At 71.5% G+C, this 20,735-nt stretch carries 20 protein-coding genes; 14 read left to right on the top strand and 6 right to left on the bottom strand.

Annotated elements, in window-relative coordinates:
* The first annotated feature begins 44 nt into the window (after window positions 1–44).
* The 8 genes from FM112_RS04450 (at window position 45) to FM112_RS04485 (ending at window position 8,105) form a co-directional block, all read left to right on the top strand.
* Window positions 45–2,408 carry an FAD-dependent oxidoreductase gene (locus FM112_RS04450; protein WP_087004042.1) on the top strand — a complete coding sequence of 788 codons (2,364 nt, stop codon included), beginning with the start codon at window positions 45–47 and terminating at the stop codon, window positions 2,406–2,408.
* Window positions 2,395–3,339, top strand: a complete 945-nt coding sequence (locus FM112_RS04455) for a carbohydrate ABC transporter permease (RefSeq protein ID WP_254910376.1) — start codon at window positions 2,395–2,397, stop codon at window positions 3,337–3,339. The genes FM112_RS04450 and FM112_RS04455 overlap by 14 nt, the downstream gene beginning before the upstream one ends.
* The gene (locus FM112_RS04460) at window positions 3,336–4,208 is read left to right on the top strand and encodes a carbohydrate ABC transporter permease (RefSeq protein ID WP_087004048.1); all 873 of its coding nucleotides are present in this window, start codon (window positions 3,336–3,338) and stop codon (window positions 4,206–4,208) included. Before FM112_RS04455 ends, FM112_RS04460 begins: the two co-directional genes overlap by 4 nt.
* Before the next feature lie 54 nt (window positions 4,209–4,262).
* Window positions 4,263–5,549: an extracellular solute-binding protein gene (locus FM112_RS04465; protein WP_087004052.1), complete on the top strand. Its 1,287-nt coding sequence runs from the start codon at window positions 4,263–4,265 to the stop codon at window positions 5,547–5,549.
* A gap of 28 nt (window positions 5,550–5,577) precedes the next feature.
* Window positions 5,578–6,696 (top strand): ABC transporter ATP-binding protein, encoded by a 1,119-nt coding sequence (locus tag FM112_RS04470; protein WP_087004055.1) that lies wholly within the window; start codon window positions 5,578–5,580, stop codon window positions 6,694–6,696.
* Window positions 6,697–6,820: 124 nt separating this feature from the next.
* Window positions 6,821–7,495, top strand: a complete 675-nt coding sequence (locus tag FM112_RS04475) for a GNAT family N-acetyltransferase (RefSeq protein WP_087004058.1) — start codon at window positions 6,821–6,823, stop codon at window positions 7,493–7,495.
* A gap of 93 nt (window positions 7,496–7,588) precedes the next feature.
* The gene (locus FM112_RS04480; RefSeq protein WP_087004061.1) at window positions 7,589–7,858 is read left to right on the top strand and encodes a ribbon-helix-helix domain-containing protein; all 270 of its coding nucleotides are present in this window, start codon (window positions 7,589–7,591) and stop codon (window positions 7,856–7,858) included.
* The gene (locus FM112_RS04485) at window positions 7,848–8,105 is read left to right on the top strand and encodes a toxin (RefSeq protein WP_176386666.1); all 258 of its coding nucleotides are present in this window, start codon (window positions 7,848–7,850) and stop codon (window positions 8,103–8,105) included. Before FM112_RS04480 ends, FM112_RS04485 begins: the two co-directional genes overlap by 11 nt.
* A gap of 93 nt (window positions 8,106–8,198) precedes the next feature.
* Here FM112_RS04485 and FM112_RS04490 read toward each other — a convergent pair whose 3' ends face one another.
* The 3 genes from FM112_RS04490 to FM112_RS04500 all read right to left on the bottom strand — a co-directional run bounded on the left by FM112_RS04490 (window position 8,199) and on the right by FM112_RS04500 (window position 11,453).
* Window positions 8,199–9,401, bottom strand: a complete 1,203-nt coding sequence (locus FM112_RS04490; RefSeq protein ID WP_087004063.1) for a multidrug effflux MFS transporter — start codon at window positions 9,399–9,401, stop codon at window positions 8,199–8,201.
* 65 nt (window positions 9,402–9,466) lie between these two features.
* The gene (locus tag FM112_RS04495; RefSeq protein WP_087004066.1) at window positions 9,467–10,213 is read right to left on the bottom strand and encodes a PIG-L family deacetylase; all 747 of its coding nucleotides are present in this window, start codon (window positions 10,211–10,213) and stop codon (window positions 9,467–9,469) included.
* A complete protein-coding gene (locus tag FM112_RS04500; protein ID WP_087004156.1) occupies window positions 10,206–11,453 on the bottom strand; it encodes a glycosyltransferase in 1,248 nt (415 codons plus the stop codon). Before FM112_RS04500 ends, FM112_RS04495 begins: the two co-directional genes overlap by 8 nt.
* A gap of 107 nt (window positions 11,454–11,560) precedes the next feature.
* Between FM112_RS04500 and FM112_RS04505 the strand changes: the two genes are divergently transcribed.
* Window positions 11,561–12,067 (top strand): GNAT family N-acetyltransferase, encoded by a 507-nt coding sequence (locus FM112_RS04505; RefSeq protein WP_087004069.1) that lies wholly within the window; start codon window positions 11,561–11,563, stop codon window positions 12,065–12,067.
* Window positions 12,068–12,081: 14 nt separating this feature from the next.
* Here the strand turns inward: FM112_RS04505 and FM112_RS04510 are convergent, their stop codons facing one another.
* Entirely contained in the window at window positions 12,082–12,963 is an 882-nt protein-coding gene (locus tag FM112_RS04510; RefSeq protein ID WP_087004072.1) for a LysR family transcriptional regulator, read from the bottom strand.
* Between the two features lie 130 nt (window positions 12,964–13,093).
* On the opposite strand from FM112_RS04510, the gene FM112_RS04515 reads away from it, so the two are divergent.
* Together FM112_RS04515 and FM112_RS04520 are read left to right on the top strand one after the other, a co-directional pair.
* A complete protein-coding gene (locus FM112_RS04515) occupies window positions 13,094–14,428 on the top strand; it encodes an MFS transporter (protein WP_087004075.1) in 1,335 nt (444 codons plus the stop codon).
* A 28-nt stretch (window positions 14,429–14,456) separates the two neighbouring features.
* A complete protein-coding gene (locus FM112_RS04520) occupies window positions 14,457–16,859 on the top strand; it encodes a penicillin acylase family protein (protein ID WP_087004078.1) in 2,403 nt (800 codons plus the stop codon).
* A 130-nt stretch (window positions 16,860–16,989) separates the two neighbouring features.
* On the opposite strand, the gene FM112_RS04525 is transcribed toward FM112_RS04520, so the two are convergent.
* On the bottom strand, window positions 16,990–17,376 hold the full coding sequence (locus FM112_RS04525; protein WP_087004081.1) for a hypothetical protein: 387 nt from the start codon (window positions 17,374–17,376) through the stop codon (window positions 16,990–16,992).
* Window positions 17,377–17,435: 59 nt separating this feature from the next.
* Window positions 17,436–17,936 (bottom strand): hypothetical protein, encoded by a 501-nt coding sequence (locus FM112_RS04530; protein ID WP_087004084.1) that lies wholly within the window; start codon window positions 17,934–17,936, stop codon window positions 17,436–17,438.
* 147 nt (window positions 17,937–18,083) lie between these two features.
* Here FM112_RS04530 and FM112_RS04535 point away from each other — a divergent pair, with 147 nt between their 5' ends.
* The 3 genes from FM112_RS04535 (at window position 18,084) to FM112_RS04545 (ending at window position 20,568) form a co-directional block, all read left to right on the top strand.
* Window positions 18,084–18,614 carry a TetR/AcrR family transcriptional regulator gene (locus FM112_RS04535; protein WP_087004087.1) on the top strand — a complete coding sequence of 177 codons (531 nt, stop codon included), beginning with the start codon at window positions 18,084–18,086 and terminating at the stop codon, window positions 18,612–18,614.
* 103 nt (window positions 18,615–18,717) lie between these two features.
* Window positions 18,718–19,764: an L-glyceraldehyde 3-phosphate reductase gene (gene mgrA, locus FM112_RS04540; protein WP_087004090.1), complete on the top strand. Its 1,047-nt coding sequence runs from the start codon at window positions 18,718–18,720 to the stop codon at window positions 19,762–19,764.
* 324 nt (window positions 19,765–20,088) lie between these two features.
* Window positions 20,089–20,568, top strand: a complete 480-nt coding sequence (locus tag FM112_RS04545) for an FBP domain-containing protein (protein WP_087004093.1) — start codon at window positions 20,089–20,091, stop codon at window positions 20,566–20,568.
* Window positions 20,569–20,735 lie beyond the last annotated feature (167 nt).

Consider the following 20,735-nt stretch of genomic DNA (forward strand, 5'->3'; position numbering starts at 1 on the left):
CATCGCATTGGGCGCTCCGACGATACGAACGCAAAGGATGTGCTGTGAAGACCGTTGAAGAAGATTTCGATGTCGTGGTGTGCGGCGGGGGACTCGCGGGGGTGAGTGCCGCGATCGCCGCGGCCCGCCACGGGGCCCGGGTTGTGCTCGTCCACGACCGGCCGGTGCTGGGAGGGGCCTCCTCCTCGGAGGTGCGGGTCACTCCGCACGGGTCGGCGGCGTTCCACGCCTACGCGCGCGAGACGGGGATCATCGCCGAGACGCTCATCGAGGAGCGGTCGCGCAACCACGAGAAGATCCGCGAGAACGGGTGGACCAACAGCGTGTGGGACCTGACGCTGTACGACTTCGTCATGCAGACGCCGGGGCTGACCCTCCACCTCAACACCCCGGTCGAGCAGGTCGAGGTCGAGGACGGCCGTATCCGCTCGGTCACCGCCCGCACGCTCCAGGCGGAGCTGCTGCGCACGATCACCGGCCGGATGTTCATCGACTGCACCGGGGACGGGACGCTGGGCGACCTCGCCGGCTGCGAGTCCCGCCACGGCATCGAGGCGCGGGACGAGTTCGACGAGCCCTCGGCCCCCGAGGAGGCGTCCGAGGGCACCATGGGCAGCTCGCTGCACTTCAAGACGGTCGACACCGGCGCGCCGGTCGACTTCACCCCGCCGCCGTGGGCGGCGAAGTACACCGACCCGGAGTTCTTCCGCTCCGGCGGACGCATCGCGAAGACGCTCGCGAGCGGCTACTGGTGGATCGAGATCGGGCCGCCGTGGAACACGATCGCCGACAACGAGGAGATCCGCCATGAGCTTACCCGGCAGGTGCTCGGCATCTGGGACTGGTACAAGAACCACGACCCCGAGTGGTCGCCGCGCGCGCGGAACATCGCCCTCGACTGGATCGGCCAGGTGCCCGGCAAGCGCGAGAGCCGCCGGCTGATGGGGCAGCGGCTCCTCACCGAGCACGACCTGCTCACCGCCCCCGCCTACGAGGACGAGATCGCCTTCGGCGGCTGGTACATCGACCTGCACTCCATCGGCGGGCTCTACGAGAAGGAGGCGGAGCCGCTCACGAGCGCCCGCCACGACGACAACTCGAGCTCGCTGGGCGAGACGAAGTACGTGGGGCCCTTCGGCATCCCGCTCGGCGCGCTCGTGAGCAAGGACGTCTCGAATCTGCTCTTCGCCGGGCGGAACATCAGCGCCACGCACGTGGCGCTCGGCTCGCTGCGGGTGCAGGGGACCACGGCCGTGATGGGGCAGGCGGTCGGCACGTTCGCCGCCCTCGCGCACGACCGCGCCGAGGACGGCGCGCGGGCGGCGGCCGAGCGGGTCGTGCACGACCTGCAGCAGACCCTCCTGCGGGACGGCTGCTTCCTGCCGCACGTGGCCGTCGACGACGCCGAGGAGCTCGCGAGCCGGGCCCGGATCACCGCGAGCTCGACCTTCGCCTCCTCGGGCGCGGGGCCCGACAGCACCACGGAGCTCGGCGGCCTCGACTACTGGCGCGACTACCCGATCTTCCCCCACGACGGCAGGCTCGAGCGCCAGCTCGGGCAGTTCGCGGCCGTGGGCGACGGGCAGGGGGTCGACTCGGTCTCGCTGTGCGTGACCAATCACGGCGCGGCCGAGCGCCCCATGGCCGTGACGATCTACGGGGCGCCCGATATCTGGACCTACGCCTCCGTCCCGGGCGAGGCCCTGCGCGAGCGCACGGTGACCGTCGAGCCGGGCGCGCAGCGCTGGATCGACGTGGACCTCGGCCTGCGTCCCGAGGAGCTCGAGAACGTGCACTACCTCCGCATCACGGCGGATGCCGCGGAGGACCTCGAATGGCTCGTCAGCCCCGCGGTGCTCCCCGGCCAGATCGCGACCTACGAGGTCGCGCCCGGCCGCCACCGCCGCTTCGGCGGGGGAGCCACCCTCAGCCACCGGGTGTCGCCGCCGCAGGAGGCCTACTCGGCCGAGCAGGTCGTCAACGGCGTCACCCGGCCGCACCGCGCCACGAACCTCTGGCGCTCGGCGGCCTCCGGCGCCGAGGAGTGGCTCGAGCTCGCCTGGGACGAGCCGCAGACCCTCGGCCAGGTGCAGCTGACCTTCGCGGGGCACCTGCTGCGCGAGTACCACGCCTGCCCGCCGCTGTACCGCGACCCGCAGTGCGTGCGCGACTACCGGATCGAGATCGACGGCGGCGAGGGCTGGCGGACCGTGGCGGCGGTGCGGGGCAACTACCAGACCCGTGCGGTGCACGAATTCCCGCAGCAGCGCGCCGATCGACTGCGGGTCGTGTTCGAGGCCACCAACGGCGACCCCTCGGCGGCGCTCTACGAGATCCGCGCGTACGGCGACCCGGTCTGCACGACCGCGGGCGTCCTCACGGCAGGCGAGGGCCATGACGGAGATTAGGAACCACGCGCGGACGGCGCGGCCCGGCACCCGGGTCGCGCCGGCCCGGCGCCGGCCGATGTCCCGTCGCACCTTCGCGATCATCCTGATCCTGCCCGCGCTGCTCGTCTTCGCGGCGGTGATCGGCTACCCCTTCATCCAATCCCTCATCTCCGGCTTCTTCCAGGGCTCCCTGCTCAACGACGAGCGGACCTTCGTCGGGCTCGACAACGTGGTCGGCATGGTCACGACCGGGAGCTTCTGGGCGATGGTCGCCCAGACCGGCATCTTCGTGGTCCTCTCGACCCTCGGCGCGCTCCTGCTGGCACTGGCGCTGGCTCTCGCGCTGAACACCAGGATCTCGGGCGCGGGCTTCTGGCGCACGACCTTCCTCATCCCGTGGATCGTCCCCGGCGTCGTGGTCTCGTTCCTCTGGTCCTGGATCTTCAACACCAACTACGGCCTGCTCAACACCGTGGTCGGCGCGCTGGGCGGGCCGCAGGAGACGAACTGGCTGAACGACCCGGGCCTCGCGATGGCCGCGATCATCATCGCCAAGATCTGGCACTCCTTCCCCTGGATGGCGGTGCTGCTCATGGCGGCGATGCAGTCCATCCCCGCCGAGACGCACGACGCCGCGGCGGTGGACGGGGCGCGGGGCTGGCGCAAGCAGGTGCACATCATCCTGCCGCAGATCAAGGCCGCCATCGCCCTGACGGTGCTGCTCGAGCTCATCTGGGGCCTGCAGCACTTCGAGATCCCCTACGTGATGACGGGCGGCGGACCGGTCGGCTCCACGACGACGCTGTCGATCGGCCTCTACAAGCAGGCCTTCACCAACTACGACCTCGGCCAGGCCGGCGCCATCGGCGTGGCGTGGACCGTGATCATGGCCGTGCTCGCCATCTTCTACGCCGTGTACTCGATCCGGGAAGAGAAGGCCTCGCGATGACCGCTCCCGCAACCGCTATCCGCTCCGACTCCCCTCGCCCCGCCTCGAAGGCGCGGCGGACGCGGCCCTGGGCCGCCTACTGGACGATCGGGCTGCTGAGCCTGTTCGCCTTCATCCCCGTGGCGTGGATGCTCGTCACCGCGTTCACCGCCGAGGAGGGGATCTTCGAGCGCACGCTCCTGACCGACCGCCCCTGGACCCTCGAGAACTTCTCGGCGGTGCTCACCGACCCGACGCTGCTGCGGTTCATCGGCAACGGCCTGTTCGTCTCCATCACCACCGCGGTGGTGAGCCTGATGATCGGCTTCCTCGCGGGGTACTCGTTCTCGAAGTTCCGCTACCGCGGGCGCTCGATCGCGATGTACACGCTGCTGCTCGCGCAGATGGTGCCGGAGGTGCTCCTGCTGCTCACCCTGTTCAGCACGATGGCCGCCCTCGGGGTGCTCGACACCTATCCCGCGCTGATCGTCTCCTACACCACCTTCACGCTGCCGCTGTCGGTGCTCATGATGAAGAACGCGTTCGACTCCGTGCCGGACGAGCTCATCGAGGCCGGGCGCGTGGACGGCGCCTCGGAGTGGCGGATCATGAACTCGCTGGTGTTCCCCGTGGTGAAGACCTCCATGGTCGCCGTGTGCATGTTCGCCTTCATCCGCGCCTGGAACGACCTCGTCTACGCGCTCACCCTCGTCGACACGGCCAAGCAGACGCTGCCGGCGGGGCTCACGATGACGTACGTCGGCGAGTTCCAGGTGCAGTACGGCGAGATGATGGCCGCCTCGCTGCTCAGCTCGATCCCCGTCATCGCCATCTTCCTGATCTTCCAGAAGCACTTCGTCAGCGGTGCGCTCTCGGGGTCAATCAAGTAGCAGCCGTTGCGCGCATCCGTCGCGGACGGATGCCGAGCGAACAAAGGAGTTCCAATGCAATCACGACCTGCGGGGCCGGGCCCGGACGGGGCGATGTCCCGCCGCTCCCTGCTCAAGCTGGCCGGCCTCGGGGCGCTCGGCCTCGGCGCCCTCTCCCTGACCGGCTGCGGGCGGAATCCCGCCGACCCGGCCGGCTCCGACACCTCCACCGTGTTCACGTCCTGGACGCTCGGCAACGAGAACCAGGCGCCGCAGCTCACGGCGATGCTCGACGAGTTCGCCGCCGCCAACTCGGTGAGCGTGGGGACCACGAACTACCCCTACCACCAGTACCTCGACCAGATCGTGCTGAAGGCCCGCAGCGGCAAGCTCAGCGGCGTGCTGCACCTCGACGAGGAGTGGCTCTCGACGCTCGCGACGGCCGGGGTGCTCCGCCCCGTGGAGAGCCTCTACGACGCCTCGCTCTACCCCGACGTGGTCGACGACTCCGGCGTGTACCGCGGCCGGCGGCTCTCGATGCCGTGGGCCTACTCGGGCCTCGGGCTCGTGAGCAACGGCGAGCTGCTCGCCGAGGCGGGCGTCGGCGGGCAGGACCTCACCACGCCCGAGGGCTTCTACGGGGCGCTGAAGAGGATCAAGGCGCTGGACCCCTCGATCGTGCCCTATGCGCCGAGCACGCACGTGCAGCAGATCAAGGACATCATCCCCTGGATGTGGGCCTTCGGCGGCACGATCGTCCGGAACGGCACCGTCACGGTCGGGGACGAGGGCTCGCTCGAGGCGCTCGACTACTGGAAGCGGCTGCTCGACGAGGGGCTCATCCAGGCCGGGATGCTGCGCGAGGACGCGCGCACGCTGTTCGGGCAGGGCCGGGCCGCGATCTACGACGACGCCCCGCAGGCGATCCGGGTCATCCCCGACCAGTCGCCCGACGCGGGCATCGAGGCGAAGATGGCGCCCGTGCCGCGGCCCGGCGGGCTCTGCCTCTCGTGGAGCCAGCCGCTCGTCGTGCTCGACGACTCCCCGGCGAGCGCGGCCCTCGCCCAGTACCTCTCCACCGACGAGGGCGCGCTGCAGACGGCCTTCGAGGTGATCGGCCAGCCGCCCGCGCTCAGCAGCGCGTCGGCGCGGCCCTGGATCACCGGCAACGCCTTCCTCCAGCGGTGGAACGAGATGGTGCTGCCCCAGGCCCGGACGAACCCGCTGTGGACGTTCCCGGCCGCCACCGCCGCCCAGACGCGGTTCAACGAGGAGGTCGAGGCGGCGCTCGCGGGCGCCAAGAGCGCGAGCAGCGCGATGCGCACGGCCCGCGAGGACCTCCAGACCATGCTCACCATCTGACCGACGCAGAAGAATCGAAGGACACACCATGGCAACCGTTACGTTCGACTCGACGACGCGCCGCTACCCCGGGCAGGAGCGCCCGGCGGTGGACGGGCTCGACCTCAGCATCGAGGACGGCGAGTTCCTCGTCCTCGTCGGCCCCTCGGGCTGCGGCAAATCCACGACGCTCCGCATGCTCGCCGGCCTCGAGGAGGTCTCCGAGGGGCGGATCCTCATCGGCGGGCGCGACGTCACGCACGACACCCCTCGCGATCGCGACATCGCGATGGTCTTCCAGAACTACGCGCTCTACCCGCACATGACCGTCGCGGAGAACATGGGCTTCGCGCTGAAGATCGCCGGCGTCCCGAAGGCGGAGCGGCAGGCGAAGGTGCTCGAGGCGGCGAAGCTGCTCGACCTCGAGCCCTATCTCGACCGCCGCCCCAAGGCGCTCTCGGGCGGCCAGCGGCAGCGCGTCGCGATGGGGCGGGCCGTGGTGCGCGAGCCCCGGGTCTTCCTCATGGACGAGCCGCTCTCGAACCTCGACGCGAAGCTGCGCGTGCAGACCCGCACGCAGATCGCGCAGCTCCAGCGGCGGCTCGACGTCACCACCGTCTACGTGACGCACGACCAGACCGAGGCCCTCACGATGGGCGACCGCATCGCGGTGCTCGACGGGGGCATCCTGCAGCAGGTCGGCACGCCGCGCGAGCTCTACGAGACCCCCGCGAACGTGTTCGTGGCGGGCTTCCTGGGATCGCCGTCGATGAACCTCGTGCAGGCCACGGTCGACGAGCGGGGTGTGCGGCTCGGCACCCAGCACATCGAGGTGCCCAGGGACGCGCTCGCGAACGCGGGCGAGGCGGTGACGTTCGGCGTGCGCCCCGAGGACCTCTACCTCAGCGAGGACCAGCGCACCGGCCTCGAGCTGCGCGTCGACATGGTGGAGGAGCTCGGCGCCGACGGCTACCTGTTCGGGCACACCACCGACGAGTCGGACAAGCTCATCGTGGCGCGCGTGGACGGCCGCGATCACCCGATGCCCGGCGAGACCGTGCGGGTGGTGCCGAAGCCGAACCGTATCCACCTGTTCGACTACGAATCGGGGGAGCGGCTCTACTCCACGGTGACCACCGCGATCAGGCTCGACGCGATGGAGGCCTGACCAGGCGGGGCCGGCGGCGGGCGCCGCGCCGGCCCGAATGACCGGGCCGGGCCCCGCGGACCCCACAGACTCCTCCGCGGGGCCCGGCCCTCATCCCCGCCCCGCCGCCGCATACAATCGGGCGATGACAACGAATCGTCTCGTCGAGCTGTGGCCCGCCGCAGGCATCCGGGTGCGGGCCGGCGACCTCGAGCTGCGCTGGATCGACGACGAGCTGCTCCTCGACCTCGCAGAGCTCGCCGGCCGGGGCGTGCACGAGGAGCGCGCGATGCCCTTCGAGACGCCCTGGGCCCGTGGCGGCGCGCGGGAGATCGCGCAGCGCGTGCTGGTGTACCAGTGGGCGGCGCGCACCCGCGTCGACCGCGAGCGGCTGACGCTCGAGCTCGGCGTGCTGCTCGACGGGCGGCCCGTGGGCGTCCAGAGCGCCGCCGGCGCCGACTGGCCGACGCTCCGGGAGGTCGAGACCGGGTCGTGGCTCGGCCTGGAGCACCAGGGCCGCGGGATCGGCCGCCGCATGCGCGCGCTCATGCTCCACTTCTGGTTCGAGGCGATGGGCGCGGAGTGCGTGACCTCGGCGGCCTTCGCCGACAACTCCGCGTCCAACGCCGTCTCGCTGCGCACCGGCTACGAGCCGGACGGCCGTCAGCGCGTCGTGCGCGAGGGCTCGGAGGCCGTGCAGCACCGCTACCGGATGAGCCGGGCGCGCTGGCTCGAGGTGCGCGAGGCGAACCGGGCCCTCATCGGCGCCGAGGTCGAGACGGAGGGCGTCGAGGCGCTCCTCGCGCAGCTCGAGGCCTGAGCGCGCCGGGCGGAAAGATCGGTGCGGGAAGGGGGCATCGCACGCACAGAATTCCGTATACGATAATCGGTGGTTTTTGTATACGCTATCGGTATGAGCGAGCATTTCCTGCACGGCAAGCCCGTGACCGACGAGCAGATCCAGGCCTGGGCGGATGAGGCCGAGCGCGGATACGATCCCGCAACGCTGTCGAAGCCGCGTCGCGGGCGTCCTCCGGTGGGTGACGGGCCGGGCGTCGTCGTGCCGGTGCGGCTCGATGCCGCGACGATCGAGGCGCTGACCGAGCGCGCAGAAGCCGAAGGCATCACCAACCGTTCGGACGCGATCCGCGCCGCGGTGCGCGCGTGGGTGCATGTCGCCTGATCTGCACCGGTCTGCACGAAAGCACTATCGCCGCGATCGGCTCGACGACGACGCAGTCCGATATGCCGCCCTCCATGTCTTCCACTCGCGCCCGCTCGACGACGAAGAAGACCCCCGGCGCTGGCTGATGATCGGTACGGATCCTTCCGGAAGACTCCTCGAACTCGTGACGCTGATCTACGACGACGGCTACGAATTGATCATCCACGCGATGAAGGCGCGTCCCCGGTACCTCGACGAGCTCTGATCCCCGACGGCGTTTCGGTTCTGCACACTGCGGGGGATGCGCGTCGACGGCGCTGAACGCGCTCAACGCCGGAATTTCACCACGCGCCGGCGCCTACCCCTCCGCGCGGGAGGAGCGCAGCGCCACGAGCGCGAACACGGCGCTGACGGCGCCGGCGACGAGCACGCACAGCGCCATCGGCACGGCGGTGCGCTCGCCCCAGAGCCCCACGAGGGGAGACGCGAGCGCGCCGAACGCGAACTGCGAGGCCCCCACGAGCGCCGAGCCGGCGCCGCGCGAGGCCTGGACGGTGCGCGCCAGGGCGAGCGCGCTCGCGTTCGCCATGGGGTAGCCCGTGCCCGCGGTGAGGACGAACGCGCACGGGACGAAGGACGCGGGGCTCAGCGCGCCGGTGATCGAGAGCGCCGCGAAGCCGACGCCCGCGGCCAGGACCGCGGCGATGCCGACCGCGAGCATCCGCCGCACGCCGAACCGCGGCGCGAGGCGCGCGTTGCTGAGGTTCGCGAGGACGAGCGCGGCGCCGGCCGCGGCGAAGGAGAACGAGTACTCGAGCCCGCTCATGCCGAGGACGCGCTGCCCGACGAAGGGCGAGGCCGAGATGTACGACATCATCGCGGCGAATCCGAACGCGAAGGCCAGCGCGAAGCTCGTGAACGCGCCGTCGCGCAGCAGCCCGCCGAAGCGCCGGAACGCGTCGAGCCGGCGCCCGGGCGGCCGCTCCTCGGGCGGATGCGATTCGGGCACGCGCAGGAGGGCGAGCAGGAGCATCGCGAGTGCGACGACGGCGAGCGCCGCGAGCACGCCCCGCCAGCCGATCCAGGTCGCGATGGCCCCGCCGATCGGCGGGGCGACGAGGGGGCCGAGCGCGGTGACCATCGCGATGAGGCTCAGTGCGCGCACCGCGGTGTCCCCGGCGGAGAGGTCGGTCGCGATCGCCCGCGCGATCACGACGCCCGCGGAGCCAGCGAGTCCCTGCACGAGCCGCAGCGCGACGAACGCCTCGATCGCGGGGCTGAACACCATCGCGATCGAGGCCGCGGCGAACACGCCGAGCGCCACGAGCAGCACGGGGCGCCGCCCGAAGCGGTCCGAGAGCGGGCCGTTGAACAGCTGCCCCACGGACATGCCGATGAGGAAGGCGGTGAGGGTGAGCTGCACCGGCGCGGGGCCGGTGCCGAGCTCGGTCGCGATCTCGGTGAAGGACGAGAGGTACATGTCGGTCGCGAACGGGCCGACCGCGGCGATGAAGCCGAGGACGCCGAGCAGGCCGGCGGTGAGCCTGTGCGGATGCGGCATCGGATGCTCCTGGATGGTGCTGCTGGTGCTGGTAGGAATACCGCGGGAGCGCCGCGGCCCCGGCGCTACCGCACGAGTCGCAGCCCCGCCTCGAGCGGCACGTCCTGCCGCTGCCCGCCCGAGTGCACGAGGGTGCGCCCGTCCTCGGCCACTGCGAGCTGCGTGCGATGGCTGCGCAGGGCCGCGAGCACGGCCTCCCGGTGTTGCGGCAGCGCGAACCACTCGACGCCGGGCTCCTCCGGGTCGTCGATGAGCTCGGCGTAGGGGATGCCCGCGGCCCTGGCCGCGGCGAGCGCGGCCTCGCGGGCGCGCACGTGATCGGGGTGCCCGTAGCCGCCGGCGTCGTCGTAGCCGATGACGAGGTCGGGCCGGTCGAGCGCGAGCACGGCGTCGAGGTCGGCCACCACCTCCTCGAGCGGCGCGGCGGTGAGCGAGCGGCGGTCCCGCTCGTCGCCCGGGCCGGCCACGCCGGGGCGGATCCACCGCATCCCGGAGTCGCGGTAGCTGCGCGCCTCCCGTCCCGCCGCGCGGGCGGGCGGCGCGCCGAGCCAGTAGTGCGCGTCGATGCCGAGCGCCGCGATCGACCCGCGCAGCTCGCCCTCGCGGAACGCCGCGAGCTCGGCGTCGCCCGTATCGGCGGGCAGCACGCCGGCCACGATCTCCCCGGCCTCGCCGCGCGAGCAGGTCACGAGCGAGACGCGGATGCCGCGCTCGTGCAGCTCGCGCAGCAGCGCGCCGCCCGCGAGCACCTCGTCGTCGGGGTGGGCGTGCACGACCAGCGCGTGCCGGACGCCGTCGAGCAGCTCAGCCACGGACCGCCTCCTTCTCGCGTCGCGAGCACTCGACGAGCTCGCAGTAGACGCCGAGCAGCTCCGCGGCGGAGGCCTCCCACGTCATCGAGCGGGCGTGGGCGAGCGCGGCCGAGCCGAGCCGCTCTGCGAGCGCGGGGTCGCCGAGCACCCGGGCGATCGCATCCGCCCAGTCGCCGGGGTCGCGCGTGTCCACGAGCAGCCCGGTGCGGTCGTGGAGCACCGACTCCTGGAGGCCTCCCGAGCGGTAGGCGATGACCGGCAGCCCGCAGGCGGCGGCCTCGAGGGCGACGAGGCCGAAGGTCTCGGAGTGCGAGGGCATGAGCACGAGGTCGCCGCGGCGCATCTCGGCGGCGAAGCCGGAGCGCGAGAGCGCGCCGCTGAAGCGCACGTGCTCCTCGAGCGAGTGCTGCGCCACGGCCTCGCGCAGCGAGCGCTCGTAGTCGACGGAGTCGGGCGGCGGGGTGCCGACGATGACGAGCTCGGGGCGGGAGGCCTCGGGGATGGCGGCCAAGGCCTCGATCGCGAGGTCCACGCCCTTGAGCGGATGGAGGCGCCCGGCCACGATCGCGCGCGGGCGGCGGCGCGCGGCCGAGCCCTCGGGCTCGGGATGGAAGAGCGCGGCGTCGACGCCGGGCGGCACGATCGAGATGCGATCCGGGTCGGCGCCGAGCCTCGTGATGGCGGTCTCGCGCTCCGCCTCGCTGATCACGACGAGGGCGCAGGCCTCGCGCGCCAGCCGCGCCTCGCCCTCGAGCCGCCCGGGCGACTCGGCGCGCTCGCCCGCCGAGAGCGGCAGGGCGCTGTCGGCCGCGATGGAGTGGAAGCTCTGCACGAACGGGATGTCGAGGTCGCGGGCCACGGGGAGGGCCGCGATGCCCGAGAACCAGTGCTCGCCGTGGATGAGGTCCACGGGCAGGTCCCGGAGCAGCTCGGCGAGGGCCTCGCGGAACTCGTCGATGAGGTGCTCGTGCTCGCCCTTCTCGATGGTGCGGGCCGGGCCGACGTCGAGGTAGTGGAGCCGCAGGTTCGGCGCGAGCTCGACGGAGGCGGGGGAGTCGGGGCTCTGCCGCCGCGTGATGAGCTCGACCGAGTGCCCCTCGCGGGCGAGCACCTCGGCCTGGGCGCGGACGACGACGTTCATGCCGCCGGCGTCCTTGGTGCCGGGCTCGTCGATGGGCGAGGTGTGGAGCACGACGAACGCAATACGGAACGGCGCGACCGCGTTGGCGTCAGGAGTCATGCTGCGACGGTACATGCCATCGGGGTGGAAAAGCGCGGATCGGTTCGTCGGAGGTCATAGAAGGCCATGGAGTGGGAACGCCCGCGCATTCGCGTAGCATTCCCGACATGGCCGCCGAGTTCGAGATCCGCCCCGCGAGGGTCGAGGACGTGCCGGCGCTCGCCCGCGTGCACGTCGAGTCCTGGCGCGAGACCTACCGCGGGCTGATGCCCGACGCGGTGCTCGACGATCCCGGATTCGTCCCGCGCCGCGAGCGCTTCTGGACGGCGGCGCTGGGCGATCCGCGCTTCGCCGAGCACGCGGTCGCGCTCGCCTCCCTGGGCGGCGAGGTCGTGGGCGTGGCGATGTCGGGGCCGCCGCGGCCCGAGGACGGCGAGTGGGACCGGCAGCTCTTCGTGCTCTACGCCGCGGCCGCCGTGCACGGCAGCGGCATCGGGGCCGCGCTGCTCGACGCGGTCCTCCCCGGCGGCGGGAGCGCCGTGCTCTGGGTCGCCGACCCGAACCCGAGGGCGCAGGCGTTCTACCGCAAGCACGGCTTCGAGTTCGACGGGGCGGGCAAGGTCGAGGACGGCGTCCGGGAGCTGCGGATGGTGCGCGCCTCAACGGGCGCGTAGCGACCGCAACGGCTTCAGTGCGCCGCGGAGCGCCAGGGGGAGTCCTCCGCGAACCAGCGGCTGAAGTCCTCCGCGAGATCGCGGAGCTCGGGCGACGCGAAGTGGCGGGGATCCCAGGAAGCGTAGAGGCCTGCGGAGAGCGGTTCGCCGCGAACCGCGACCGGTAGCGATCGGAGGCCGTAGGTGGGCTGTTCGGCGAGGAGGGCGATGCCCTGGCCTCGCACGGCCATGGCCTGCGCGGCGGTGCCGACCGATACCGGGCGGATCCGCAGCGGCGAGGGCAGGCCGGCGGCCGCCTGCTCGACGATCCTGTGCACGCCGGTCTGCGGCACGATTAGCAGCTCCTTCGAGGCGGCGGCGAGATCGGCGGCGGCGACCGCGCCGAAGGCGCGCTCCAGCACGTCCGCCGGGGCCTGGACGGAGAGCGGCAGCCGCCCCACCGGCATGCCCTCGCGGTAGTGCGGCGGCGGCACCGTGCTGATCGCGATGTCGACACCCGCGTCCAGTGCCGAATCCATCTCTCCGACCGGCATGATCGCGAGATCGACGATGCTCGAATCGGTCGCGGCCATGAACGGCGAGATGAGTGCGAACGCCGTCGTCGCGGGCGCCGCCACGCGGAACGCCGGCCGGTTCACGAACCGTGCGCGGATGGTGGACTCCATCCGCTCGAAACCGGTGAGGATGCGCTCGCTCAACCGGTAGAGGGTTTCGCCGGCTGCGGTGAGCGACATGCCCTGAGGAGTCCGGTAGAAGAGCCGCGTTCCGAGCTCCCGTTCGAGGCGCTGGATCTGCTTCGAGACGGCGGGCTGCGTGACCGAGAGCCGGAGCGCCGCGTCGCTGACCGAGCCGTGGTCGGCGACCGCCCGGAGGTACTCGAGATTCCTGCGTTCCATATTCCCAAATATTATGGGAAGGGGTGAAAAAAGTCATTAGACATAATGTCCCGGGGCTGCGATTCTCGGTAGCAATCGCGCGGCCCGAAGGCGGGCCGCGCACCGAGCAGGAATGCAAAGGAGCATGGCTATGTCGACACAGGATGCGGCGACGGAGGAGATCTCCCCCGAGGCCCGGCGCAAGGAGCGCACCGCGCTGGTCGGCGCGGTCGTCGGCAACTCGTTGGAATGGTTCGACTTCTTCGTCTACGGCACGGCGTCGGCGCTCGTGTTCGGCCCGCTGTTCTTCCCGGACATCGATCCGGCGGCGGGTGTGCTCGCCTCGTTCGCCACGCTGTGGGTGGGCTTCCTCACGCGCCCGCTCGGCGGGATCGTGTTCGGCCACCTCGGCGACCGCTTCGGGCGCAAGAACGTGCTCATGGTCACGCTCGTGCTCATGGGCGCGTCGACCACGGCCATCGGCCTGCTGCCCACCTACGCGCAGGTGGGCGTGCTCGCCCCGGTGCTGCTGGTGCTGCTGCGGGCCTTCCAGGGCCTGGCGGTCGGAGGCGAGTGGGGTGGCGCGGTGCTGATCGCCACCGAGAGCGCCCGGGCGAGCCGGAAGACGATCGCGGGCGCGTGGGTGCAGCAGGGCTCCCCGATCGGGTCGCTCATGGCCACCGGCTCGTTCCTGCTCGTCGGCATGCTGCCGGACGACGCCTTCTTCGGCTGGGGATGGCGGCTGCCGTTCCTCTTCTCGGTGGTCCTCATCGTCGTGGGCGTCGTGCTCCGGCTGCGCGTGACCGAGACGCAGGAGTTCCTCGACGCCAAGAAGCGGGAGCAGCAGCAGTCGAAGCCGGCCAAGGCGCCGGCCCTCGAGGTCATCCGCACCGCGCCGCTCATCCTCGTGTTCGGCATCTTCGCGTCGATCATGTCGATCTCCATCTCGTACTTCACGAACACGTTCATGCTGGCGTGGACGACCGGCCCGCTCGGGTTCGATCGCCAGCTCATCCTGAACATCCTCGTCGGCGCGTCGGTGGTGCAGTTCTTCACGCAGCTCGCGGGCGGCTACCTCGCGCAGCGGTTCGGCCGGGCCAGGATCATCCTCATCGCGCTCGCGATCGCGCTGGTCGGCACGGTGCCGTACTTCCTGGCGATCGACCAGGGCAACCTGCTGTTCATCGCGCTGATGATCTACGTGTCCTACGGCAGCGTCTGCATGTACTTCGCGGTGTTCTCGAGCTTCCTCGCGTACTCGTTCCCGGCCCGCGTCCGGTACTCCGGCATGTCGATCGCCTACCAGGTGTGCTCCGCGCTGATCGGCGGCTCGACGGCCTTCGTCGCGCAGTGGATCCTCACCGTGACCGGCAACAACCCCTGGGCGGTCTCGATCTTCTACACCCTGCTCCTCGTGCTGACGATCGTCGGCGTGATCGGGCTCCGATCGTTCGGAACGCATCGCCGAGGAGACGTGAGTGAGTAGCGGGGGACTGCGAGGAGAGGAGCGGACCATGACGGAGCGGCAGCAGCAGAGGCGGGCGGCATCGACGCGCAATCGCGATGCGGGCGGAGGACCGGCCGCGGCGCCGCCGGAGACGACCGGGAGGCGGTTCCCGGTCCCCGGGCTCGTCGGGCCCGTGGAGATCCTGATCGACCGGTGGGGCGTGCCGCACATCTACGCGGAGGACCGTCTCGACGCGTTCCTCGCGCAGGGGTTCCAGGTGGCCCGCGACCGGCTCTTCCAGATCGATCTGTGGCGGCGCCGGGGCCTCGGCGAGCTCGCCGAGGTGCTCGGGCCGGACCATCTCGAGGGCGACCGCGCCCGCCGCCTCTTCCTCTACCGCGGGGACATGCGGGCGGAATGGCTCGCGTACGGCGCCGAGACGAAGGACATCGTGACCGCGTTCGTGCGGGGAATCAATGCGTTCATCGACTGGGCCGCGGAGGACGCCGAGACGCGGCTGCCGGTGGAGTTCGGGAGGCTCGGCTACGCGCCGGCCCGCTGGGAGCCCGAGGACGTGGTCCGCATCCGCACGCACGGCCTGCAGTTCAACGTCGCGCAGGAGCTCGAGCGTGCCCTCACGCTGCGGGATCTCGGCGAGGAGGCCGAATCGTTCCGCTCCGTCCGCGAACCGGAGACCGGGCCGCAGCCCTTCGAGACCGAGCTGATCGACCGGCTCTCCGATGACGCGCTGGACGTGTTCAAGCTCGCCTACGAGCCGGTCGCGCTCGGCGACGCGGCCGCATCCGTCGGCGCGGCCCCCTCCGGCAGCAACAACTGGGTGATCTCCGGATCGAGCACCGAGACGGGCCGACCGATCCTCGCCAACGACCCGCACAGGATGCTGACGCTTCCGTCGCTGCGCTACCTCGCCCACCTCGAGGCGCCCGGCCTGAGCATCATCGGCGCGGGCGAGCCGAACCTGCCGGGCATCTACATCGGGCACAACGGCAGGGTGGCGTTCGGCCTGACGATCTGGCCGGCCGACCAGGAGGACCTGTACGTGTACGAGCTGCACCCCGAGGACCCGGACCGGTACCGCTACCGGGACGACTGGCGCTCGTTCACGATGATCGAGGAGACGGCTCCGGTGGCCGGCGGCGGCGAGGCGGTGCACGTGCTGCGGTTCGGCGTGCACGGACCGGTGGTGCACCACGACGCGGGGCGCGGGGTCGCGCTCGCGGTCCGCGCGGCGAGCCTGGAGCCGGGCACGGCGCCCTACCTCGGGTCGGTGGCGTTCTTCGACTCCGCCGATGCCGATGATCACCATCGCGCACTGCGGCGGTGGAGCTCCCCGCCGACCAATCAGATCTTCGCGGATGTGCACGGCCGCACCGGCTGGCAGGGGAGCGCCCTGGTGCCCCGTCGACGGGGCTGGGACGGGTCGCTGCCGGTCGCGGGGGACGGGCGCTTCGAGTGGGAGGGCTTCGCCTCGCTCGAGGAGCTCCCCTCCGACAGGACGTTCGCGACCGGATGGTTCGCGAGCGCGAACGAGAACAACGTCCCCGATTCCCATGACAGCGGCGAGTTGAGCATCTCGGCCGACTGGTTCTCGAACGCCAGGGCCCGTCGGCTGCAGCGGCGCCTCGCGAGCGGCGAGTCCCGATCGGTGGATTCGAGCTGGCGGCTGCAGGAGGATGCGGCGAACGAGCACGCCCTCGCGATGCTCGAGCGGCTCGCGCCGGTCGAGGTGGATGCCGCTGCGGATATCTGGGCCGAGCTGCGGGCCTGGGATGGGGTCGAGCGGGTCGACTCCCGCTGCGCGCTGGTCTTCCAGGTGTGGCAGCGCCGCCATTTCCGACCCTGGCTCGTGGACCGGTCGCTCGCAAGGGCGGGGTGCTCCGCGGAGGCGGTGCGACGGGGCCGACACCGATTGCTGCGCGATGATGCCCTCTTCTCGGATCTGCGCCCGGATCTGCGGATGCTGGACCGCTTCGACCTGGCCGAGCCCGCCGATCTCGAGCTGATGGCGGAGGGCGTGGCGGAGACCCTGGAAGCGGCGCTGGACGAGATCGAAGGGCTCCTCGGGCCGAACCGCTCCGGCTGGGCCTGGGGCGAGCTGCATCGGACCCGCCTGCGGCATCCGCTGTATGCGAGCGCGGCTCCCGGCCAGCCCGAGTGGGCGGCCCTCCCCGAGGTGCCGAGGGCGGGCAGCGGGGACACGGTCGGGCTCGCGGGGTACGACGCCGAGTTCAACGCCGTCATGGGGAGCAGCTTCCGCATGGTCCTCGACGTGGGGGAATGGGACGAGAGCCGGGTGCTCAACTCGCCGGGGCAGTCGGGCGATCCGCGCTCGAACCACTACGCCGACCTGCAGCCGCTGTGGGCGGCGGGGACGGGGTTCCCGCTGCTCTACAGCCGGGAGGCGGTGCTCGAGGCGGCGGAGGAGCGCATCCGGCTGTCGCCCCGGTAGGCCGGGTCCCGCAGCGCCGGCGTCCGCGGGACGGATGGCCGAGCGAACGTCAGGAGGGCGTTCGCTCGGCCATCCGCCCCGATACGGGTGCTGGGGCGGAGGACGCGCGGGAGCCGCGGACCCGCCGCGCCTAGATCCCGCCCGGATCCGTGCGCCCGAAGCGCTCCCGCACCCGCTGCCAGCGCAGCAGCAGGACGGGCAGCGCGATGAAGCAGGCGATGGCGACGAGCCAGAGGAGGAGGATGAAGACGGTCACGGCCTCGTCGGAGAAGTGCTCGTCCAGCCAGTGGTGCAGCTCCCGGATCGACCGGTGCGTCTTCCCCGACCGGGAGCGGAAGGTGCCCGCCCAGGAGAAGTTGTCGATGTCGTAGTTGAGCCCCGCGGCGACCCTGAGCGCGAGCATCGCCGAGACCGCCATGAGGAGGGCCGTCCCGCCCGCGATCCACTGGTACCGGCGCTTGACGCGGTGGAACCCGGGGTCCCCCGCCGAGGCCGGTATGCCGGTCTTCAGCGCCATGCCACTCCCTGCCGGTCACGAGATGCCGGTGCTGCACCGGTCTGCCACCACCATACCTCTCAGAGCCAGCTGTCGATCATGAGCGTCTTCGGGCTCGAGTGCGCGAGTTCGTCGGCGCGCATGATCGCCCACGTCCATCCCCGGCCGCCGAGACTGCCGAAGCGGCCGTCGGCGACCGCGTTGACGAGCAGTTCCCGCTCGTACGGCGATCGCACGAGCACCGCGACCACCGGGACGTCGTGGCCGGAGAGCACCCTGCCCTGTCGGAACACCGTCCCCGCGATGTCCTTGCCGAATCCGGTGAGGTCGGATCGGCCCTCGAGGGCCGTGGCGTCGAGGGCGATGACGAGCACCGAGCTCGTATTGCGGCGGAGCATGCGGACGCACCGCTCCGAGATCTCCCGCCGGAGCCCGCGGAGCCGGCGCCGGTCGGCATCCGCGGGAATCTTGAACGCGCCGAGGGTGACCCGGCGCTTGCGGTCCGAGATGGGCTCCTCGCCACCGACGAGGGACAGCAGATCCCAGGCGTCCCCGAACGAATTGATACGAATGCTGCACATCGCACACCTCCCAGCGCACGACACCGCGTGAATAGCGTTACTTTACTTTCTAGAAAGTTAAGTATTACCCTGAGAGGCAAGGGAACGCAAGGCGCGCCCGCCGCTGGGCGCGCCGGGAAGGACGCGGTGGCTCGGAGCAAGCGCGACATGATTCTGGAAGCCGCTCGATCCGTCGTGCAGGAGCGCGGCGTCACGGGCCTCACCTTCGACGCGGTCTCGGCAGCCTCGGGGGTCACCAGGCCGGGGGTGATGTATCACTTCCCGTCGAGGCAGGCGCTCGTGCTCGGCGTGCATCGCCACCTCGCCGAGCTCTTCGAGCGGCAGCTGCGGGAGCGCCTCGGCCGGGTGCCCGAGCAGGCCTCCGCCGAGGAGCGGCTCGCGGCCTACGTGCGGACCTGCGCGCAGGTGACCTCTCGCGCCGAGCTGCTCTTCATGCTCGATGCCGCGGCCGATCCGGCCGCCAATGAGATCTGGGTGGAGCTCAACAACCGCTGGCTCCCCGACCCGGAGTCGATCGGGGAAGGCCCGGAGGCGGAATTCCTCTTCCTCGTCCGGCTCGCGGCGGACGGGCTGTGGATGTTCGAGGCGGCCGCGGGCGAGCCGCTCACGGCGCGACAGCGGGACGCGCTGATGAGCGCGCTGGTGGAGGGCATAGCCGTGCGATCGCTCTCCGCCTGACCCTGCCGATCGCGCCGTGCCCCGGCGCCGGGAAGTCGCAGGCCGGGAGGAGCCCGCCCCGATATCGTCGAAGTCCCGGAGACACCGCTCGAGAGGAGCCCGAATGACCTGGCAGCCTTCCCCCGACCGTTTCGAGAAGATGGAGTTCCGCCGCAGCGGGCGCAGCGGCCTGAAGCTCACGCCGCTCACGCTCGGGCTCTGGCAGAACTTCGGCGAGAACGTGCCGTTCGAGCACCAGCAGGGGATCGTGCGCCGGGCGGTGGAGCTCGGCATCACCCACTTTGACCTCGCGAACAACTACGGCCCGCCCGCGGGCTCCGCCGAGCGGCACTTCGGCCGCATGCTCGCCACCGACCTCGCCGGGCACCGCGACGACCTCGTGATCTCGACCAAGGCCGGCTGGGACATGGGCCCGGGGCCGTACCAGTTCGGCGGCGGCCGCAAGTACCTGATCTCGAGCCTGGACGCCTCGCTGCGGCGGCTCGGCCTCGATTACGTCGACATCTACTACCACCACCGCCCCGACCCCGAGACGCCGGTGGAGGAGACGATGCAGGCGCTGCACGACATCGTCCGCAGCGGCAAGGCGCTCTACGTCGGCATCTCCTCGTACTCGGCCGAGGACACGCGCGAGGCGCAGGCGATCCTCGCCGAGCTCGGCACGCCGCTCACCATCCACCAGCCCTCCTACTCGATGCTCAACCGCTGGATCGAGACCGACGGCCTCATCGACGCCTGCGGCGAGCTCGGCATCGGCATGATCGGGTTCACGCCGCTCGCCCAGGGCCTGCTGACCGGCAAGTACCTGAACGGCATCCCCGAGGACTCGCGCGCCGCGCGCAGCGGCTCGACCGTGCGGCGCGAGACGCTCGAGCGGTCGATCCCGGCGCTGCGCTCGCTGCACGACATCGCGGAGCGGCGGGGCCAGTCGCTCGCGCAGATGGCCCTCGCGTGGGCGCTGCGGGATCCGCGGATGACCTCGCTGACGCTGGGCGCCTCGCGCGTGGAGCAGCTCGAGCACAACGTCGCGGCGCTCGAGCACCTCGAGTTCACCGCCGAGGAGCTGGCCGCGATCGACGAGCACGCCCGGGACGTGCAGGGCGTCGACGGCAACTGGGGAGTCGCCCGCAAGAGCACGCGGGCGTCGTGACGCCGAGCGCCAGGGTGCCGAGGACAGGGTGCCGAGGGCAGGGCGCCAAGGGCAGGGCGCCAAGATCAGGGTGCTGAGGACAGGGTGCCGAGGCCGGAGGTGTAGGGTCGGCGTCGTGGAGAGTTCGATGCGAACGCGCCGCTCCGGCGCGCAGGGAGACCTCGGCGGCCGCGCGGCCGCCGACAGGTAGCTCGACCGTCCCCGCGGGGCCGCCCCTCCGGGCCGTCCCGCGGATCGTCACGCCCGCGCGGCCGACCGCCGCCCGGGAACCCTGAATCCGCAGGCGCGCACCGTCGCGCCGTTCGCACGAAAGGCGATCGCCGCATGCTGGCAATCAACGAGAAGCACATCCGCACCCACTTCCTCAACGCCTCCAAGAAGGAGCGCACCGAGCTGACCCTGCCCGAGGGCCTCGACGCCGTCGACTGGGATTCGCTCGACTACTTCGGCTGGCGCGATCCGCGCATCTCCAAGCGCGCCTACGCGTTCATCCCCCTCGAATCCGGCGAGGTCGTCGGCGTGCTGTTCCGGCAGCAGACCCCGCCGCCGAACCCGCAGCTGTGCGGCTGGTGCCACGACGTGCGGATGCGCAACGAGGTGGTGTTCTGCAGTGCCAAGCGCTCCGGACCCTCCGGCCGCAACGGCAACTCGGTCGGCGTGTACGTGTGCCAGGACTTCCAGTGCTCGCTCAACGTGCGCGAGGATCCGCCGCTGCCCTACGACGGGTTCGACCAGGACGCTGCGCGTACCCGGCGGATCGACGGGCTGGTCGAGCGCATCCGCGGGTTCGCCGCGAACCTGTAGGCGGGGCAGGTCGGAATCCCGAACCGCGGGCGCCCTCGCAGGCCGGTGCCCGGCGCGGGTCTACAGTGACGACGGTGCATGGTCGATTCGAATACGGGAGGCGAGGGATGCCGGCTCTTCACGAACGAGGGTGTAGTCGAGGTCTGAAACCGCCGGCTTCGAGCAGA

It is taken from the genome of Gulosibacter sp. 10, assembly GCF_900163695.1.
In the GTDB taxonomy this organism is placed as follows: Bacteria; Actinomycetota; Actinomycetes; order Actinomycetales; family Microbacteriaceae; genus Gulosibacter.

Coding starts and splice junctions, on each gene's coding strand:
- FM112_RS04505 (WP_087004069.1), top strand. CDS start 11,561: ATGGCCGCCGAGTTCGAGATCCGCCCCGCGAGGGTCGAGGACGTGCCG.
- FM112_RS04530 (WP_087004084.1), bottom strand. CDS start 17,936: ATGTGCAGCATTCGTATCAATTCGTTCGGGGACGCCTGGGATCTGCTG.
- FM112_RS04525 (WP_087004081.1), bottom strand. CDS start 17,376: ATGGCGCTGAAGACCGGCATACCGGCCTCGGCGGGGGACCCCGGGTTC.
- FM112_RS04460 (WP_087004048.1), top strand. CDS start 3,336: ATGACCGCTCCCGCAACCGCTATCCGCTCCGACTCCCCTCGCCCCGCC.
- FM112_RS04490 (WP_087004063.1), bottom strand. CDS start 9,401: ATGCCGCATCCGCACAGGCTCACCGCCGGCCTGCTCGGCGTCCTCGGC.
- FM112_RS04475 (WP_087004058.1), top strand. CDS start 6,821: ATGACAACGAATCGTCTCGTCGAGCTGTGGCCCGCCGCAGGCATCCGG.
- FM112_RS04515 (WP_087004075.1), top strand. CDS start 13,094: ATGTCGACACAGGATGCGGCGACGGAGGAGATCTCCCCCGAGGCCCGG.
- FM112_RS04510 (WP_087004072.1), bottom strand. CDS start 12,963: ATGGAACGCAGGAATCTCGAGTACCTCCGGGCGGTCGCCGACCACGGC.
- FM112_RS04535 (WP_087004087.1), top strand. CDS start 18,084: ATGATTCTGGAAGCCGCTCGATCCGTCGTGCAGGAGCGCGGCGTCACG.
- FM112_RS04455 (WP_254910376.1), top strand. CDS start 2,395: ATGACGGAGATTAGGAACCACGCGCGGACGGCGCGGCCCGGCACCCGG.
- FM112_RS04520 (WP_087004078.1), top strand. CDS start 14,457: ATGACGGAGCGGCAGCAGCAGAGGCGGGCGGCATCGACGCGCAATCGC.
- mgrA (WP_087004090.1), top strand. CDS start 18,718: ATGACCTGGCAGCCTTCCCCCGACCGTTTCGAGAAGATGGAGTTCCGC.
- FM112_RS04480 (WP_087004061.1), top strand. CDS start 7,589: ATGAGCGAGCATTTCCTGCACGGCAAGCCCGTGACCGACGAGCAGATC.
- FM112_RS04470 (WP_087004055.1), top strand. CDS start 5,578: ATGGCAACCGTTACGTTCGACTCGACGACGCGCCGCTACCCCGGGCAG.
- FM112_RS04465 (WP_087004052.1), top strand. CDS start 4,263: ATGCAATCACGACCTGCGGGGCCGGGCCCGGACGGGGCGATGTCCCGC.
- FM112_RS04545 (WP_087004093.1), top strand. CDS start 20,089: ATGCTGGCAATCAACGAGAAGCACATCCGCACCCACTTCCTCAACGCC.
- FM112_RS04485 (WP_176386666.1), top strand. CDS start 7,848: ATGTCGCCTGATCTGCACCGGTCTGCACGAAAGCACTATCGCCGCGAT.
- FM112_RS04500 (WP_087004156.1), bottom strand. CDS start 11,453: ATGACTCCTGACGCCAACGCGGTCGCGCCGTTCCGTATTGCGTTCGTC.